Genomic DNA, 15,667 nt, shown 5'->3' with positions numbered 1-15,667 from the left:
CGGCGACACCGGCGAGAACAATCGTGAAATACGTCACGGACGCCTTTCAGGAATAGTGGGTCGTCGACTTGCAGCCGCAGACGTAAGTGCCGCTGCAGGCGACGGGGCCGATGATGTTGGAGACGCAGTCCCGGCACCTGTGCCGGTTGGGGCTCGTGCCGGTGTACCACCAGCCGCTGCTGTAGGGGCAGACACCGCAGCCACGGTCGTAGGAGGGCGTACAGGTGACCTTGCCGCTCGGGCAGGAGGAGCTCGCGCCACACCCTGAGCAGTACTTGCCGTAGGGCGGATAGCAGGTGCCGTGGGCGAAGGCGGGCTTGGCGTTCACCCCCATGACGACGCTGGCCACGGCGGCCGCCACGGCGCCCGACTTGCCGAGGAACTTGCGCCGCCCGATCCGTCTCGTGGCCTTCGCGGCGCCTAACTGGAATTTCTCGTCACGCGACGTTTTCACGTACCGCCTCCTTGTCGAAGTCGACCCGCTGAACCGGGGCGAGCATGTCGATGAGTCGTCCGCGGCTGTTGAGCAGCCCCTTCGAGACGATGAGTCCGCGTTGGTCGACGACGAACGCGAAGGGGCTGACCTCGACATCGAACGTTGTGGCAAGATCCTCCGTCGCGACGACGACGGGGCCCTTGATCCCGCGCTCGCCCGCGTAGGCGACGATGTCCGCGAGATCTGAACCGAACAGGAAGTTGACGACCCGCAGGTCGTGGTGGTCTTCGAGGTATCGGATGTCCGGGTAGATCTCCGCGCACTCGTGGCAGGTGGTGGACCCGAAGAAGACGAGCTGGGGCCGCCGTTGGTCGTGGACGTCCACCGCGGCGCCGGTCCGCGCGTCGATCAGGTCGAGTGCCGGCAGTCTCCTGCCGACGGAGATGCCGCTGTCGTCGGCGCCTCTGGCGCTGCCCATCACCATCAGCCCGAGTTGCCGGAACAGCACGGCGGTGAGGATCAGGTTGAGAGCGGTCGCAATGAGGCAGACAGCGACGATCACTATGCCCAAGGTAGACATGTCTCGCTGGTTCCTTTCACGCGTCGCGGTCGGCGGGTCTCAGGTCGGGGAAGCCCTGGAACCAGGGCCGATAGCGGTCGGCCCGGAGCCGGTACGTCCGCAGCACCGGCCGGTAGACAGGCATGATCACCATCGCGTGGAAGAGCACGATCGCCATCGCACCGAACACGAGAACCCGCGCGGCCAGGTCGGGAGAGGCTTCGGCGGTGTAGGCCACGCCGCAGGCGAACGCGGCGAGAGCCAGGTTGACGAAGCCCAGGGGGAATCCGAGACGCCCCGACCGGGACCGGCCCCAGCAACCGCAGTCGGCCCGGCCGCGCCGAGCTCGCAACCACAGAACGGCGAGGCCCATCACCGCGTACAGGCCGGAGACGGCGTACAGGGCGGCGGGTTCGCCCGACAGGACGAAGGCGAGGACGACGAGCGCCTGTGCGAGGGTCAGCGTGTGATCGACCGGCGTGGACAGGATCCCGCGGGGGCGTTCGCCCCAGACCCAGTCCCAGCTCTTGGCGAGGGCCGAGGCGATCAGCGGGGCGGACGCCAGCAGAGCGAGTAGATAAGAGGTCATAGGGCGCGTCAGAGGACGACGAGAGTCGTGGTGACCTGTGTGATGAGCAGTTCGTCGGCGGCCGGTTTCGTGGCGACGACCGCGGCGACCTGGCGGAGTGCGGCGAGGTCCTCGATGTGGCCGACGACCGGCGCTTCGGGCTGGATGCTGCTGACGTCGGAGAGGAAGACGGCGAGCTGCGGACTGGCCGGCAACTTCCCGTCGGCGCCGGTGCACAGGACCACGTCGCCGGCGCGGTAGGACGCTCCGGGGCTCGCGTGGCGATCCACTGCGGGGGGCGCGGCCGTGTCTTGCGCGGGAGTGGCGGTCTTCGTCGTCTTCTTCGGCGTCTCGGCGTGCCATTGTTTCAGCATGTCCGCCAGGGCCGGTGAGCCGACCTGTATCTGGAGCAGGAATTCGGGAGCGTATCTGGTGACAACGGTGGTCACCGGCTCCGCGGTGTCCGCATTGAGCCGGGCGGATAACTCCGTGAGTTTCTGCGCCCGGCGGATTCGAAGCGTTCCGATCGGTTGACTTTGCTGGACTGTGTCCATACGACTCCGCTCTGCTTTGGCAATGGGATATGCCATGGTGCACGCACAGAATTGGGCTGATGGATGAAGTCGGGAACTCCGCGAGACCGGCGAACGCGGGTACTGATCAACAGTTAAACATAGGGATCGTCGCGTTACAACAAACTCTTGTGTGCGGTGGCGCTCAAGCGATATGAGGTTCGCGTCGGGCTGGAGGCGGGCCTGAGCCCTGGCGGCCAGGAGGGGATGGAAGGCCGCGGAAATCGAGCGGAAAGCCCGTGCGTGGATCATCGGTGGCAGCCGCTACGAGGAGGGTCCACTGACATGCCCGCTCCGACACACACCCAGACCGCATTGGCGCCCGACGCCGCCGGGTGACGCTCTCCTGCCGCAGTGAGAGCGTCCAGGGCGACTGGCAGTGGCAGATGCGGCTCACGAGCAAGACCATCGCAGTCGGTCTGGGGGTGGCGGGGCCCGGCTATGCCGAGGGCGCCATGACGGCCCTCAAGATGACCGTCAAGCAGCAGATCGTCTATCGGGCGCAGCCCTTGGTCGTCATGCTCGACGCCACCGAGGAGAGCTGGACGGCGGCGTGGAAGGGCCCCTATCACGTGCTGCACCTGGGCGGGGCCACGCCCTCCCCAGACCTGGGCACCATCACCGGCCTGCTCGACCAGCTGTCCATCACCGACACCCCGGACGGCCTGGTCGTCACCCCGCAGCCGGGCAGCGACATCGTCATGTGGGGCCTGTACGGCATGAAGTACACGCACGCCGGCAAGATCTCCTTCTACCCCGCAGAGGACGCCCAGGGCCTCCTCCCCGAGGACCAGGACGGCCTGGCGGTCGATCACGGCCGAGTCTGGGTCAAGAGCATGGAGGTCGACGGCAAGGAACGGGGACGCAAGTACCTGCACGCCGGCGCCAGCTCCGTCGCTCTGGTCAACGACAGCCTCAATCGGCTCCCTTGGGTCACCAAGGCGAGCCAGGAGGAGCTGCTCCAGTCCCTCGAGATCAAGTGGGGCCGATGACCGCGATCCTGTCCGCCGGGCTCGTGCTGGCGTGGGTCGCGATCCTCCTGCTCGCCCTCGGGTACGCCGGCCTGCTCGGCAAACTGCGGGAGCTGCAGGAGGGACGCGGGCCGGGCGCCGGCCAGCTCAACCCGGAGCTGGCCGCCCGCGGCCCGGGGCGCCGGAGCCTGGTGCTGGCGCTGACGTCCACGTGTTCCACCTGCGAGCAGGTCTTCACGGACTGGGCCGAGCTCGCGGCCCGGCTCAACGTCGTCGGCAACCGCACGATGGTGGTCAGCATGGACGATTCGCCCAAATGGGAGGAACGTGGCGCAACGGACGTGATTCTTGCCAGGGAACTGTCCTCGCCGTTCCTCATCGCCTATCAGCCGGCGTTGCTCGTCTTCGACGACCAGGGCGCGCTGCTGTCCGCCGAACCGATCGGCTCCGTCGAAGGGCTGCACGCGGTGTGCGAGCCGTTCCTGGAGCCGGCGACCTCCGCCATCCGAGGAAAGTGAAGCCAGCATGAGCATGCTCGACCAGATTCCCGTCATCTCCGGCGTCCCACGAGCGGGCCGCGAGACGCCGCGGCCCGCCGCCGCCCCCAGGCGGGCGGCCGCGCTGTCCCTGCCGGCGCCGGGCCGGCGTACCTTCCTCCGAACGGCGATGGTCGGCGGCACCGCGCTGGCGATGACCTCGCTGGCGTGGATCACGGACCGCATGCCCGCCTTCGCCGTCACCAGGACGACCCGGCACGCCTCGCACTGCATGGGCGTGAGCGTGTCCGGCGACACCCCGTGCTGGGGGCGTACCTCGATTTCGTCGACCCACTGCGCCAGCGACCACTACCACCGCACCGACACCGGCGGCTCTGGCAGCTCCTACTGGTACGACTACAACTGGGTCGCGGCCTGCGGCGGCGCCGCGGGGTGGTACTGGTCGAGCAGCGCCGGCAAGTGGAACTGCTGGGACGGCGAGTTCGACCAGTGGGTGTCAGGTTCCAGCGCGAGCGGCTACACCACGATCTGCAAGTACAAGTATGCCTGAGTCATCCCTCGACGACGCCTCCTGGTGGTAGCGGCAGGACATAGCTCGTCCCGTCCGCAGTGGAGACCCTGATCTCGATCTCCCACGGTCGTGCCGTGCGCGTCTCAGCGATTCCCGAGACGCGCATGGCCGTGCTCTCCCCTTCCGGGGTGGTCACGGTCGTGCTCCGGCCGGGCGCGATCGCGACGATCACGAAGACCCGGCCTTGCGTCACGCGTACAGCCGCGAACCCCAGTCCCGACGGGCGGGTCCTCTCGCACACCTCGTCGCCCTGCTCGCACCCGAGATCGTAGGAGAGATAGTCGCTGACCTGCCGGAACTGCGTGCCCTCCGTAGCCGCCCACAGCGCGGCCGCCTTGCCTCCCCTCTTGCGCTCCTCCTCATTGGCCTGCTTGGACAGGACGACCAGGACCTCCGGCCCCGCTTCGCCGTACACCAGGGCGTCGGACGGGCCGAGCGGGCGTCCCAGCTGGGCGCCTAGGAGGCCCAGCGGGTCCACCGGGGGCCGCGCGGAGACGGAGACCGAGGTGGTGCCCGCAAGGGGAGACGAGGTCACCGGGATGAGGACGAGGGGGACGGCCAGGGCGGCGACGCCCGCGACGATCGCCAGGCCCGCCGCCGCCACTCGTGAGCGCCGCCGCCTGGCGCGGGCACCCGTGATGACCTTTTCGCCGATCCCTGTGGGGAGCACGGTGTCCTCGATCGCCCGGTCCAGCGTTTCCCGCAGGTCCATCTCACGCATCAGTGACTCCCATCGACGTCTTCAGATCGGCCCGCAGCCGCTGCAGTCCACGTGATGCCTGGCTCTTCACCGAGCCCACCGAGCCGCCAAGGTGCGCGGCCGCCTCGCTTTCCGTGTAACCGAGCCAGTACCGCAGGACGATCACCGCCCGCATGCGAGGGGGCAGCCGCCGCAGGGCCGCCAGCACCACGTCCCGATCGTCGGACCTGCCGAACTCGTCGGTCCCCGCCCGCAACTCCACGTCGTCCCGGGAGCGGCGTCTGCTCCAGGGCGAGCGCCACCAGGTCGTGGCCCGGTTCAGCATCGTGCGCCGCGCGTACGCCTCCGGCTCCTGCTCGCGCAGCCGGGACCAGCGCAGCCACACCTGCTCCAGGCCGTCCTGGAGCAGATCTTCGGCGTCGCCGCGGTCGCCGCACACGAGCACGGCGAACTTGAGCAAGCGTGGCCCGCTCGCCGCCACGAACGCCTTGAACTCGTCTTCTGAGCCGGCCGGAGGACTCTCCACGTAGACATAACGCCTCAGCCAGCCCCAAGGTTGAACGTCTTACGCAAGAGATGACAGGAGGAAAGGAAGGGGAAAGAGGTCGGAAAGCACGGCAGGTGATGATGATCGCATGACGCTCACATCGGGGATCCGGCACGGCTGGCGCGGCTCGCCCGTGACTACCGGCCTCGCGGTGGCCCTGGCGGCCATGGGGGCGAGCGTGCTCGCCCACCTTCTTCTGACGGGACCGGCGGTCGCGCTCGTCGCCATCGGGGCGGCGGGCGTGGTCGCCGGGTACTCGACGTCCGGTTCGGTTTGAAGCCATAACTCAGCGGGTTTGCTGACCTCGTCGGTCTGGCGGGGAACGAAGAACGTCGTCTACTTCAACCGCGGGCTGCTTCTCGGCGGCACCGCGACAGGTCTGCTCCTGCTGTTCCCGGCAGCGGTGACGCACACGCTGATTCCTGCCTCCTGGACGATGCCACTGATGCTCGGGCTCGTCCTGCTCGCGCTCGGTTGCGACGTCAAGCTGCTGCCCTTCCGGCTGCCGCAGAACGCCAGGCAGGTGCCCAGCAGCATCGTCGCCCGCTCGGACGGAAGCGGGGCGCTGCAGTTCGGGTTCGAGATGGGGACGGGTCTGCGCACATTCATGCCGACCCATCTGCCCTATGTTCTGGTGAGCCTGATTCTGCTGGCCGCCCCTTGGTGGACGGCGCCGATCGCAGGCTTCTGCTTCGGGGTGGGCCGTGCGATCATGGTCCTGTCTGCTGTCCGGCGTGGTAACGCGGCCGACTGGGATCGTGACTTCGCGGCTCGCAAGATGGTCATACTCACCGGATGCTGGCTCAGCATGACCTGCGCGCTCGCCGTCATCGTCATCTCGGGAACGTGATAGGAGAGTGGAAGCAGATGACTGCGGCCTCCATCGGCGTACTGGGCACTGTGGGGCTGTTATCGCCCGAGGGAGTCATCAGCCCCAGACCCCCGGTCGTCAGGGCACTCCTGGGAGCGCTGGCCGCGCAGGCCCCCGAGCCCGTTCCGTCGGCCCATCTCATGAGCACGATCTGGGAGCAGGACCTGCCCGCCAACCCGAAGGGCACCCTGCATCTCACGGTCCACCGCTTGCGCCGGTGGCTGGAGGAGCAGACGGGCGGCTCCATCGTCCTCGTCACGGGTGTGAGCGGGTACCGGCTGGACCTGCGCGAGGGCACCACGGATCTGATCGAGTTCCGCGCTCTGACGTCCGACTCGGATGGTGCCGAGGAGAATCTGCACCGGGCGCTCACGCTCTGGCGGGGACGTCCGTTCGAGGACGTCCCCGAGGACCGGGTCGACACCGAGCTGATCGAGACGTTGCTGGCCGAGCGCCAGGCGGTGGTGCGCAGGTACGCGAAGTCCGCGATGGAGAGCGGCCGGCTGGAGGCGGCCAAGGCGCTGCTCTGGACGGCGTGCCGGGCCGACCCGATGGACGAAGAGGCCCATGCGCTGCTGATCGAGGTCCTGTCCGGCATGGGGCAGCTGGCCTCGGCCCTGTCCGTCTACGATCGCATCAGGCGGCGGCTCTCCGCCGAACTGGGCATAAGCCCAGGCAGCCGACTCATGCTGGCCCATCAGCGGGTGCTGAAGGAGCCGGTCATCACGTCCGATTCCGAAGACGGCCGCCATCCGAGCTTTCTGATCGGCCGCAGGCAGGCCCTGAAGTCGCTGACCGACGAGCTCTGCCGCACCCGCGTCGTCACGTTGACCGGACCGCCGGGGGCCGGCAAGTCGGTGCTCGCGCTGGCGGCCGCGACCACGGCCGCGGTCCGGCTGGAGTGCGCCGTCACCGTCGTCGACCTGGAGACCCAGGCGTTCAACGTTGATGGCGTGCTCCCGCCGGGGCGTGGCCGGCACGTCCTCGTAGTCGATGGATACGGTGGGCGGGTAGCGGACGTCAAGGCGGCGATTCAGTCTCTGATCTCATCGTCGCCCGAACTCGTCGTGCTCGGCACCGGTTCCCGCGTCCTCGGCATGCCGGGAGAGACCACGCAGACGCTGGGCCCGCTGGAAGCCGCGGACGCCGAGGAACTGCTCATCAGCCGCGCCGCCTCGTTCCTGCCCAGCGGGTACCACGCCCCGGAGAACCGCCATTGGGTCGATTCCCTTCTCGACCAGACCGGCGGTCTGCCGAGTGCCATCGAGATCGCGGCCTCGTTACTCAGGACGCTGACCCCCGACAACCTGGCCGGAGTCCTGGCCAGGGACGGCCGGATGCTGCTCGACGGCGGGGACGCCACCGGCACCACGCTCGCCGAGCGGATCTCGCACGCGCATCGCGCTCTCGGAGAGAGGGAAGCGCTGTTGCTGACCCGCCTGGTCCGGCTGCCGGGCGAGTTCAGCCTGGCCGAGGCCGAAACCTGCTGCGCGTGCGCGACGCTGACCGAGAGCCAGGTCGTCCGCGGGCTCATCGGGCTCGTCGATCAGTCCTTCGTGCAGCCCGTCGACTATCCGTCCGGCCGTTGTTACCGGATCCTCGCTCCCATCCGCCGGTTCGTGGCGGATCTTCCTGAATACGCGGGCGAGAGGGAGAGCGTACGACTCCGATGCGAATGGGGCACGAACCATTACCCTGCGTACGCTGGTGGATGGCGACGGTCGTCCGCCTGATCAGCTCAGGGCCCGCGAGCCGGCCGCATGACTTCCCGCTGCCTTTCCGCTGCCTTTCCATGTCCGGTGATGTGCCTGAAGTCCGATTTTCGGCTCCATGATCCCTTGACCTTCTGCGGACCGCACAGTGATCGTTAATCCGACACCAGACGTCCGACCAGGCCGAAGAACGCCGTGCGGCCGGCAGTTGCGCTCAGCGCGCCATGAGCACGCCGCCCACCGCTTCTCACTGTGGATGATCAGCGAAAGGTTCTTTCCTCATGACTGTTCCCCGTGTCCTCGTTCGCGCTGCTGTGGTGACCGCGCTCGGCGCGGCCCTCGCAGCACCCGCCCTGCCCGCCGGTGCGGCAACGCCGCAGGGCATCTGCGGATCCGGCTATCAGATCATCGACCAGATGACGGATTCTCCCTGGGGCACCTATTACCTGCTCTACAACGGCAGCAACGGTCACAACTGCGTCGTTGCGATGAAGAGCAGAGGAGCGGGCACCTCGACCTTCACCGAGGCACGCCTTCAGGTGGCAGGTTCGTCCACCATCCACCGTGACAGCGGCCAATACCAGCAATATGCCGGTCCGGTGCGGGCGTACGCGAACAACAAGTGTGTTCAGTGGGGTGGCAGGTTCTCCGACTACACGGGCCAGACCTTCCAGACGTTGAGCGGCTGGGAGCACTGCACCTGATCCGCGGAGTTCACTCTCCCGGCCCGCGCGGCGCCGTGGGCCGGGGGAGGTGGACCGTCGGCAGGCCGGCCGCCACCCAGGCGTCGACCCCGCCGATGACATCGGTGGCGTTGTCCAGCCCGAGCTGCCGCAGCGCCGCCGCGGCCAGCGAGGACGAATACCCCTCGGCGCAGATCACGATCCACTGGATGTGACGGGAGTCCGCCTCGGGAATGCGGGACTCGCACGTGGGGTCGAGCCGCCACTCCAGGTGGTTGCGTTCGATCACGACGGCTCCGGGGATCTCTCCGGCGGCCCTGCGCTGATGCTCGGGCCGGGTGTCGACGATCTTCGCGCCCCGGCCCGCTGCGGCCCACGCCTCCGCGGGCCGCAGCCGCTGGAGCCCCGCACGCGCCTGTGTCAGCAGCCGGTCGACCTCAGCCGCGTGGGCGGAGTACGCGGCGGTCGTTGTCAATGCGCTGGGTGATTCCGCGGACATCGAGACACTCCAAGAGGGGTAGGGCGACGCGGCGGCTGGTGGCCAGGGCGACCCGTGCGTCGCTGACGGTGAAAGGTGCGGGAAGTCCCGCGAGCGTGTCCGCGGCCTGGTCCAGCGCGTCGGGCATGAGCACGACGTTCTTGCCGATCGACATCACCGCGCCCGAACGAAGCGCGGCCGCCAGGGCCTTGCCTGTGAGGCCGAGTTCGTCCAGGCGTTCGGCGGTGGGGGCGTTGAAGGGGCGCTCGGCAAGGTCGGCGGCCAGCTCCGCGACCGCCTGGGCGATCGCGGGCGGCAGTGACCTGCCGACGGGAAGGATGCGCCCGCCCTCGATCACCAGCGGCGGTAGGACAAGTGCTTCGGCGAGTCGGCGGTCGGGCAGCCCGAGCAGCTGGGCGGCGGCGTCCACGGTGACCCCTGGATCGAGCGCGGGCCGTCGCGCGACGTGGTCGGCGAGACGGCGGGTCAGCGACGACCAGTGCTCCGGGTCGGCGTACCAGTCTCCGGTCACCGGCGACCCGGCGGGAGGGCATCCCATCGCCCTGAGTTCACTTCCCGTCAGCAGGCCGTGCCAGCGCAGCAGGGCCGCGGAGTCGGGAAGAGCCACTTCGCCGAGCGCTGCCGCCCTGGCCGCCGCGGCACCCCGGCGCCGCAGCGCGGAGGGACGGACGTCCAGCACCCGGAATCCGGAGACGATCTCCCGCTTGCCGGGGTCGCGGAGCAGGCCACGATCACCCGTCCTGAGCGGCAGGGGACGGCTGAGGGTGAGCCTGGCGGTGTCAGAGCCCAGCGCGCGGATCCTGACGGGAACGGCGGCGGATCCAAGGTGGAGAACCGCCGCCTCCCTCCGCTGGTCCATGGCCGGATTCAGCCGCACGTCGATGACCTGGGCCGGCATCCATGCCTCCGGTGTCACCAGCGCCATGCCGCGGGACAGGTCGTCACGGTCGACGCCCCGGAGGTTGACGGCGACGCGGGCGGTCGCGGAGACCTGCTCCGCCTTCTCACCGAGTGTGTGGAGTCCCCGGATTCTGACCCGGTTCCCGCCCGTCTCCAGTTCGTCGCCGACGCGGAGCGTCCCCTTGGTCAGGGTTCCGGTGACGACGGTCCCGGCCCCCGTGATGGTGAACACCCGGTCGATCCACAACCGGACGGCATCCTCGGTGTCCGGCTCGGGAAGCCCGGCGGCGAGCCGGGCCAGGGCGGCCTCCAGCTCGTCGAGCCCCTGCCGGGTCCGCCCGCTGACGACGACGCTGTCGATCCCCGCCAGCCCCGTCTGCTGGAGGTGGCCGTGCGTCTCTTTCCAGGCAGGCTCAGGATCCGCGAGGTCGGCCCGGGTGATGACCGCGAGGCCGTGCCGTACGCCCAGAGCGTCGAGTGCCGCCAGGTGCTCGGCCGACTGGGCCTGCCAGCCTTGGTCGGCGGCCACGATGAGCATCGCCGCGGGGCATGGTCCCACTCCGGCCAGCATGTTGGTGACGAACCGCTCGTGCCCGGGGACGTCGACGAACGCGATCCGCTCACCTGACCCGAGCGTGGTCCAGGCGAACCCGAGGTCGATGGTCATGCCGCGGCGGCGTTCCTCGGCCCAGCGGTCGGGCTCCATGCCGGTCAGCGCCCGGACCAGCGTCGACTTGCCGTGGTCCACGTGCCCGGCCGTCGCGATCACGTGCATAAGTGCTCTACGGCGGCGGCGATGATCTCGTCCTGGCCGGGTTCCACCGCACGCAGGTCGAGCACCAGCCGCCCGCCGGTGATCCGGCCGATCACGGGGGGATCGTAGGAGCGCAGAGGTGCGGCCAGGTTCTCGTCGATGGCGATTCCCGCGCTGGGCAGCTCGACGCCCGGTGCGCCTCCGCCGCCGACTCTGGCGATGGTCGGCACGGCTTCCGCGTGGTCGCCGAGCCGTCGGGCGAGGCGTTCCGCGCGTTCCTTCAGCTCGCCGACGCTCGTGTGCAGTGAGCGGTGCACCGGTGGTGGCGGGCCGCACAGGGTCGCCTCCAGCGCGGCCAGGGTGAGTTTGTCCACCCGCAGCGCGCGGGCGAGAGGGTGGCGGCGGAGCCGTTCCACGAGATCTCTCTCGCCCAGCAGGAGGCCCGCCTGAGGGCCGCCGAGGAGTTTGTCGCCGCTGGCGGTGACCAGCGCCGCTCCTTGGCGCAGCGCACTGGCCGCGTCCGGTTCGCCGGGCAGCAGTGGTTCGGGGCGCAGCAGCCCGGAGCCGATGTCGGCCACCACGGGTGGCCCGATCGTGGCCAGGTCCCTGATGGGGACGTCGGAGGTGAAGCCCTCGATCCGGTAGTTGGACGGGTGCACCTTGAGGATGAAGCCGGTGTCCGGGCCGCAGGCGTTCTGGTAGTCGCGCAGGGTGGTCCGGTTGGTGGTGCCGACCTCGTGGAGCCGGCCTTGGGCGGATTCCAGTAGTTGGGGCAGGCGGAATCCGTCGCCGATCTCTACCAGTTCGCCGCGGCTGATGACGATCTCCTTGCCCGCCGCGAGCACGGTGGTGGCGAGCACGAGTGCGGCCGCGTTGTTGTTGACCACGTGCACGGCCGGCGCTTCGGGGATCGCTCGCGCCAGCGCGGCGAGGGTGGTCCGGCCACGGCGGGCGCGTTGCCCGTCGGCGAGGTCGAACTCGACGTTGGTGTAGCCGGCGGCCGCGGCGACCGCCGTGACGGCGGCGGGGGAGAGCGGAGCCCGGCCCAGATTGGTGTGGACGAGCACACCGGTGGCGTTGACGACGCCTTTGAGGCCGCTGGCGGTCACCGGCAGGAAGGCGAGCGCGGCGTCCACAGCGTCGCCGGGGTCGGTCGAGCCCTCGCGGACCCGTTGCTGAGCGTTCGCCACCGCGGCCTTGACGAGGTCACGGCCCAGGGCCTGCTGCGCGGCGGCCAGCCGAGGTTCGGCCAGCATGACGTCGGTCCGCGGTACAGAACTGCGTCGATCCACTCGCAAACCATCCCCTGATCAGCGGAGGCGGACGGGAATCGAACCCGCCGCGCCGAGATGCTCGGCGCCACTGGTTTTGAAGACCAGGAGGATCACCAGACTCCTAAACGCCTCCGAAGTAGATCATAGACTGGTGAACAACATCAGACTTACGCAATACGGCACCGGCGGCGGCTGTAGCTGCAAGATCCCTCCAGGCGAGCTGGAGACTCTGGTCGCCGGCCTCTCCCCGGCCTCTCTTCCTCCGGCCTCGGGCCGGTTATTGCTGGGCATCGATCACGGCGATGACGCCGCGGTGCTCCAGGTGAACGGCGACGGTCAGGCCATCGTCGCGACGACGGACTTCTTCACGCCTGTCGTCGACGATCCGTACGACTTCGGCAGGATCGCGGCCACCAACGCGCTCTCCGACGTCTACGCCGTCGGCGGCGAGCCCGTCATCGCCCTGAACCTGCTCGGCTGGCCCCGCGACGTCTTGCCCCTCGAACTCGCTCGCGAGGTGCTGCGCGGCGGATCGGCGGTGGCGCAGGCGGCGAGCTGTCATCTCGCGGGGGGCCACAGCATCGACGACGCCCATCCCAAGTACGGGCTGGCCGTCACCGGCCTCGTCGATCCGGACCGCCTGCTGCGGGTGGACGCCGGCGCACCCGGCATCCCGCTCACCCTCACCAAACCTCTCGGGATCGGGGTGCTCAACACGCGGCACAAGGCGACCGGGGAGGTCTTCCCGGAAGCCGTCGCCGCCATGACGACGCTCAACCGCGAAGCTTCCCGGCTGGCGCTGGCCGCGGGGGTCGTGTGCGCCACCGATGTCACCGGTTTCGGCCTGCTCGGCCATCTCTACAAGCTCGCCAGGGCGAGCGGCGTCTCCGCCGTCGTCGACAGTGCCGCGGTGCCGTATCTGGACGGAGCCCGGGAGGCCATCCGTGACGGATTCATCAGCGGCGGATCACGCCGCAACCTCGACTGGATCGCCCCCAACTGCGACTTCCGTGACCTGCCGGAGGACGAGCGGCTTCTGCTCGCCGACGCACAAACCTCCGGCGGCCTGCTCGTCGCGGGCGAGATCCCAGGTTTTCCGGTGATAGGTGAGCTCGTCCCTCGCGGCGAACACATCCTGATCGTGAAATAGGCAGTGATCCGGCCCGCGTACGATCGGCGCCGGGCTCTCGTTGTCCGGCAGCGGGCCGAGCGCATCCCGGAGCACCACGGCGGAGCGTGACCATCGCCGCAGCGATGCGGCCGATGGACGGCGTAGTGGCCGTTCGCAAGATCGGCACCGGCAGGTGCCGATCTTGCTAACGGCGGTGATGCCCTTCGATCCCCCGCCGAGCCGTCGGAGCCGACGATGGGGACCGCACGGGCCTCGGGGTCACAACGCCGGCGCGACCGGCGGTCGTCAACCGCCGGGCCCTGGTCGACTCGCCGCCACGGGCGGGGAAGGTCGCGGACGGCCATTCCCTCAAATACGATCTTCCACGGATTGATGGAGGATTGAATGGCTGACGCAACCCGTCCCGCCTCACAGCCTGTCTCGCATCCGGCATTGGCCGGCGGGCCCGTCTACCTCGACTACAACGCCACCACCCCCGTCGACCCTCGCGTGAGCGAGGCGATGCTGCCGCATCTGAGCGACTTGTTCGGCAACCCCTCCAGCGGTCACCCTTACGGCCGGCGGCCCCGCGCAGCGCTGCAACAGGCCCGAGAGCAGGTCGCCGCCCTGATCGGCGCCCGCCCGCACGAGATCGTGTTCACCGCCTCCGGCTCCGAGGCCGACCTGCTCGCCCTGCGCGGCGCCGTCCTCGCCGCGCTCCGCCCGCGCCCGCACGTCATCACTCAGGCCACCGAGCACCCGGCGGTCCTGGAAAGCTGCCGTGCCCTGGAACGCCTGCACCAGACCCGGGTGACGGTGCTTCCGGTCGGCGGCGACGGCGTGGTCGACCCCGCCGCGCTGGCCGCCGCCCTGCAGACAGCCGACACGGACGACGGAAGCGGCCCGGGCACGGTGCTGGTGTCGGTGATGGCCGCCAACAATGAGACCGGTGCCCTGCAGCCGCTTCCTGACCTCGCCGCCCTGGCCCATGCGCATGGGGCACTGCTGCACTGCGACGCCGCCCAGGCCGTCGGGAAGATCGCCGTGGACGTCGAGGCGCTGGGCGTGGACCTGCTCACCGTGGTCGGGCACAAGATGTACGCGCCCAAGGGCATCGCCGCGCTGTACGTCCGCGACGGCGTAGCCTTGGAGCCGATCGTCTACGGCGGCGGCCAGGAGCACGGCCTGCGCGCCGGCACCGAGAACGTCTCCCTGGCCGCCGCGCTCGCTACCGCCGCCGACCTTGCCGCCCGCGATCTGGCCGACGGCGAGCCCGCCCGCCTGGCCGCCCTGCGCGACGACCTCCACCGCAGGCTGGCCGACGGCCTGCCCGGCCGAGTGCACCTCAACGGCCCCCTTCAGGAGCGGCTGCCCAACACGCTGAACGTCAGCATCGACGGCGTCCTCGGCCACGACCTGCTCGCGGCGGCGCCACAGCTCGCGGCCTCCACCGGATCGGCCTGCCACAGCGGCACCCACACCCCGTCGCCGGTGCTGACCGCCATGGGCCTGGACGCCGATCGCGCCCTCGCTGCGGTGCGGCTGTCCCTGGGCCGGTGGAGCACGCCCGCCGACATCGAGACGGCCGCCACCGCACTGATCAAGGCCGCCACCTGACCACGCCGACCGGTCCAGCGTGAACCCACCCCGCAGGGGGCGTCGTTCTGGCAGCAAGTACGCGTGCGCGTACTCCGACGTCTGTCCCGGCCAGGCGTCCGAGAACTGCCGGGCGCGGTCCTCGACGGTCTGCTGGAAGTCGACGAACAGGCTGGCGAGTTTTCACCTGTTCGAGTGATGCTGGAGCGCCGCTGATTCGGCAGGCTGAACATTTCGACGGGCCGTTGCCGACGACTCGGCCTTGACACTTGCAAGTGATCATTGCCATCCGGCGGCCGCTGCCAGGAAGGAAACATCGTGACGCGCATCATCGGCAGACGGCTCCGAGCCAACTTGGGGACACTCATGGTCGAGTTGGACATCGAAGCCAACCGATTCTCCTTGACCATCAAGAAAGGCGGACGCGAACCCGTAAGGCACAGAAGCTCCGACACCGTGCGGCCGAGGCTCAGTGCTGCCGCCTTGGATGTCGAGCCGGCTCGCATCCGGCTCGGTGACCACGTCATCGACCTGAGCGGTAGGACGGTCTCCGGAGGTGTCCGCCTGACCCCTACCGAGTGGCATCTCTTGGAGGTGCTGCTGCGCCATCCGGACAAGCTGATCGATCGGCGTCGCCTTCTCGAGGAGGTTTGGGGTGCCTCGTGCGTCAAGGAAACCCACTATCTGCGGCAGTACATGGCCCAGCTACGCCGGAAACTCGAACGCGTCCCCGCTCGCCCCGTCCACCTGATCACCGAACCCGGCATGGGCTACCGCTTCACACCCGATCCTCAGCAGCTTGCCAAATCCGCATGATCCCGGACCATCATGCTCGGCGGGCCAGGC

19 protein-coding genes and 1 tRNA gene are annotated in these 15,667 nt (G+C 69.3%); 10 read left to right on the top strand and 10 right to left on the bottom strand.

Going from position 1 to position 15,667, the window contains the following annotated elements; translation table 11 throughout:
- Positions 1 to 46 precede the first annotated feature (46 nt).
- Genes ACWD0F_RS39870 through ACWD0F_RS39855 form a run of 4 tightly spaced genes read right to left on the bottom strand, consistent with a single transcriptional unit; the run spans position 47 to position 2,117 of the window.
- Positions 47 to 454, bottom strand: a complete 408-nt coding sequence (locus ACWD0F_RS39870; protein WP_449885997.1) for a twin-arginine translocation signal domain-containing protein — start codon at positions 452 to 454, stop codon at positions 47 to 49.
- Positions 438 to 998 (bottom strand): TlpA family protein disulfide reductase, encoded by a 561-nt coding sequence (locus ACWD0F_RS39865; protein ID WP_449885994.1) that lies wholly within the window; start codon positions 996 to 998, stop codon positions 438 to 440. The genes ACWD0F_RS39870 and ACWD0F_RS39865 overlap by 17 nt, the downstream gene beginning before the upstream one ends.
- A gap of 34 nt (positions 999 to 1,032) precedes the next feature.
- Positions 1,033 to 1,584 (bottom strand): hypothetical protein, encoded by a 552-nt coding sequence (locus tag ACWD0F_RS39860; RefSeq protein WP_449885991.1) that lies wholly within the window; start codon positions 1,582 to 1,584, stop codon positions 1,033 to 1,035.
- Positions 1,585 to 1,592: 8 nt separating this feature from the next.
- On the bottom strand, positions 1,593 to 2,117 hold the full coding sequence (locus tag ACWD0F_RS39855; RefSeq protein WP_449885988.1) for a hypothetical protein: 525 nt from the start codon (positions 2,115 to 2,117) through the stop codon (positions 1,593 to 1,595).
- A 353-nt stretch (positions 2,118 to 2,470) separates the two neighbouring features.
- Here ACWD0F_RS39855 and ACWD0F_RS39850 point away from each other — a divergent pair, with 353 nt between their 5' ends.
- From ACWD0F_RS39850 to ACWD0F_RS39840, 3 genes are read left to right on the top strand one after another with little or no spacing between them, the layout of a single operon-like run.
- Positions 2,471 to 3,127, top strand: a complete 657-nt coding sequence (locus ACWD0F_RS39850; RefSeq protein ID WP_449885987.1) for a hypothetical protein — start codon at positions 2,471 to 2,473, stop codon at positions 3,125 to 3,127.
- A complete protein-coding gene (locus ACWD0F_RS39845) occupies positions 3,124 to 3,624 on the top strand; it encodes a hypothetical protein (RefSeq protein ID WP_449885985.1) in 501 nt (166 codons plus the stop codon). Before ACWD0F_RS39850 ends, ACWD0F_RS39845 begins: the two co-directional genes overlap by 4 nt.
- A gap of 7 nt (positions 3,625 to 3,631) precedes the next feature.
- Positions 3,632 to 4,153 (top strand): hypothetical protein, encoded by a 522-nt coding sequence (locus tag ACWD0F_RS39840; protein ID WP_449885982.1) that lies wholly within the window; start codon positions 3,632 to 3,634, stop codon positions 4,151 to 4,153.
- A 1-nt stretch (position 4,154) separates the two neighbouring features.
- On the opposite strand, the gene ACWD0F_RS39835 is transcribed toward ACWD0F_RS39840, so the two are convergent.
- Positions 4,155 to 4,895 (bottom strand): hypothetical protein, encoded by a 741-nt coding sequence (locus ACWD0F_RS39835; protein WP_449885980.1) that lies wholly within the window; start codon positions 4,893 to 4,895, stop codon positions 4,155 to 4,157.
- The gene (locus ACWD0F_RS39830) at positions 4,888 to 5,400 is read right to left on the bottom strand and encodes a SigE family RNA polymerase sigma factor (RefSeq protein ID WP_449885978.1); all 513 of its coding nucleotides are present in this window, start codon (positions 5,398 to 5,400) and stop codon (positions 4,888 to 4,890) included. The genes ACWD0F_RS39835 and ACWD0F_RS39830 overlap by 8 nt, the downstream gene beginning before the upstream one ends.
- A gap of 109 nt (positions 5,401 to 5,509) precedes the next feature.
- On the opposite strand from ACWD0F_RS39830, the gene ACWD0F_RS39825 reads away from it, so the two are divergent.
- The 4 genes from ACWD0F_RS39825 to ACWD0F_RS39810 all read left to right on the top strand — a co-directional run bounded on the left by ACWD0F_RS39825 (position 5,510) and on the right by ACWD0F_RS39810 (position 8,708).
- Positions 5,510 to 5,698, top strand: coding sequence for a hypothetical protein (locus tag ACWD0F_RS39825; protein ID WP_449885976.1), 189 nt, complete (start codon positions 5,510 to 5,512; stop codon positions 5,696 to 5,698).
- A gap of 18 nt (positions 5,699 to 5,716) precedes the next feature.
- Positions 5,717 to 6,271 (top strand): hypothetical protein, encoded by a 555-nt coding sequence (locus ACWD0F_RS39820; RefSeq protein WP_449885974.1) that lies wholly within the window; start codon positions 5,717 to 5,719, stop codon positions 6,269 to 6,271.
- Between the two features lie 17 nt (positions 6,272 to 6,288).
- A complete protein-coding gene (locus ACWD0F_RS39815) occupies positions 6,289 to 8,025 on the top strand; it encodes an AfsR/SARP family transcriptional regulator (RefSeq protein ID WP_449885971.1) in 1,737 nt (578 codons plus the stop codon).
- 260 nt (positions 8,026 to 8,285) lie between these two features.
- Entirely contained in the window at positions 8,286 to 8,708 is a 423-nt protein-coding gene (locus ACWD0F_RS39810; RefSeq protein WP_449885968.1) for a spore-associated protein A, read from the top strand.
- Positions 8,709 to 8,718: 10 nt separating this feature from the next.
- Here the strand turns inward: ACWD0F_RS39810 and ACWD0F_RS39805 are convergent, their stop codons facing one another.
- The 4 genes from ACWD0F_RS39805 to ACWD0F_RS39790 all read right to left on the bottom strand — a co-directional run bounded on the left by ACWD0F_RS39805 (position 8,719) and on the right by ACWD0F_RS39790 (position 12,247).
- Positions 8,719 to 9,162, bottom strand: coding sequence for a rhodanese-like domain-containing protein (locus tag ACWD0F_RS39805; protein WP_449885965.1), 444 nt, complete (start codon positions 9,160 to 9,162; stop codon positions 8,719 to 8,721).
- A complete protein-coding gene (selB, locus tag ACWD0F_RS39800; protein WP_449885964.1) occupies positions 9,125 to 10,861 on the bottom strand; it encodes a selenocysteine-specific translation elongation factor in 1,737 nt (578 codons plus the stop codon). Before selB ends, ACWD0F_RS39805 begins: the two co-directional genes overlap by 38 nt.
- Entirely contained in the window at positions 10,852 to 12,132 is a 1,281-nt protein-coding gene (gene selA, locus ACWD0F_RS39795) for an L-seryl-tRNA(Sec) selenium transferase (RefSeq protein WP_449885961.1), read from the bottom strand. The genes selB and selA overlap by 10 nt, the downstream gene beginning before the upstream one ends.
- A gap of 21 nt (positions 12,133 to 12,153) precedes the next feature.
- A tRNA-Sec gene (locus ACWD0F_RS39790) sits at positions 12,154 to 12,247 on the bottom strand.
- A 15-nt stretch (positions 12,248 to 12,262) separates the two neighbouring features.
- On the opposite strand from ACWD0F_RS39790, the gene selD reads away from it, so the two are divergent.
- The 3 genes from selD (at position 12,263) to ACWD0F_RS39775 (ending at position 15,637) form a co-directional block, all read left to right on the top strand.
- Positions 12,263 to 13,264 (top strand): selenide, water dikinase SelD, encoded by a 1,002-nt coding sequence (selD, locus tag ACWD0F_RS39785; RefSeq protein WP_449886067.1) that lies wholly within the window; start codon positions 12,263 to 12,265, stop codon positions 13,262 to 13,264.
- A 366-nt stretch (positions 13,265 to 13,630) separates the two neighbouring features.
- Positions 13,631 to 14,842 (top strand): cysteine desulfurase family protein, encoded by a 1,212-nt coding sequence (locus ACWD0F_RS39780; protein WP_449885958.1) that lies wholly within the window; start codon positions 13,631 to 13,633, stop codon positions 14,840 to 14,842.
- 297 nt (positions 14,843 to 15,139) lie between these two features.
- Complete coding sequence (locus tag ACWD0F_RS39775; RefSeq protein ID WP_449885956.1) at positions 15,140 to 15,637, top strand: winged helix-turn-helix domain-containing protein; 498 nt, start codon at positions 15,140 to 15,142, stop codon at positions 15,635 to 15,637.
- The last annotated feature ends 30 nt before the right edge of the window (positions 15,638 to 15,667 follow it).

It is taken from the genome of Nonomuraea sp. NPDC002799 (genome assembly GCF_053592075.1).
The sequence above is the reverse complement of the archived record's forward strand: the minus strand, read 5'-3'. Positions and strand labels throughout refer to the sequence as shown.

Coding starts and splice junctions, on each gene's coding strand:
- ACWD0F_RS39860 (WP_449885991.1), bottom strand. CDS start 1,584: ATGACCTCTTATCTACTCGCTCTGCTGGCGTCCGCCCCGCTGATCGCC.
- ACWD0F_RS39855 (WP_449885988.1), bottom strand. CDS start 2,117: ATGGACACAGTCCAGCAAAGTCAACCGATCGGAACGCTTCGAATCCGC.
- ACWD0F_RS39845 (WP_449885985.1), top strand. CDS start 3,124: ATGACCGCGATCCTGTCCGCCGGGCTCGTGCTGGCGTGGGTCGCGATC.
- ACWD0F_RS39840 (WP_449885982.1), top strand. CDS start 3,632: ATGAGCATGCTCGACCAGATTCCCGTCATCTCCGGCGTCCCACGAGCG.
- ACWD0F_RS39835 (WP_449885980.1), bottom strand. CDS start 4,895: ATGCGTGAGATGGACCTGCGGGAAACGCTGGACCGGGCGATCGAGGAC.
- ACWD0F_RS39825 (WP_449885976.1), top strand. CDS start 5,510: ATGACGCTCACATCGGGGATCCGGCACGGCTGGCGCGGCTCGCCCGTG.
- ACWD0F_RS39815 (WP_449885971.1), top strand. CDS start 6,289: ATGACTGCGGCCTCCATCGGCGTACTGGGCACTGTGGGGCTGTTATCG.
- ACWD0F_RS39810 (WP_449885968.1), top strand. CDS start 8,286: ATGACTGTTCCCCGTGTCCTCGTTCGCGCTGCTGTGGTGACCGCGCTC.
- selB (WP_449885964.1), bottom strand. CDS start 10,861: ATGCACGTGATCGCGACGGCCGGGCACGTGGACCACGGCAAGTCGACG.
- ACWD0F_RS39780 (WP_449885958.1), top strand. CDS start 13,631: ATGGCTGACGCAACCCGTCCCGCCTCACAGCCTGTCTCGCATCCGGCA.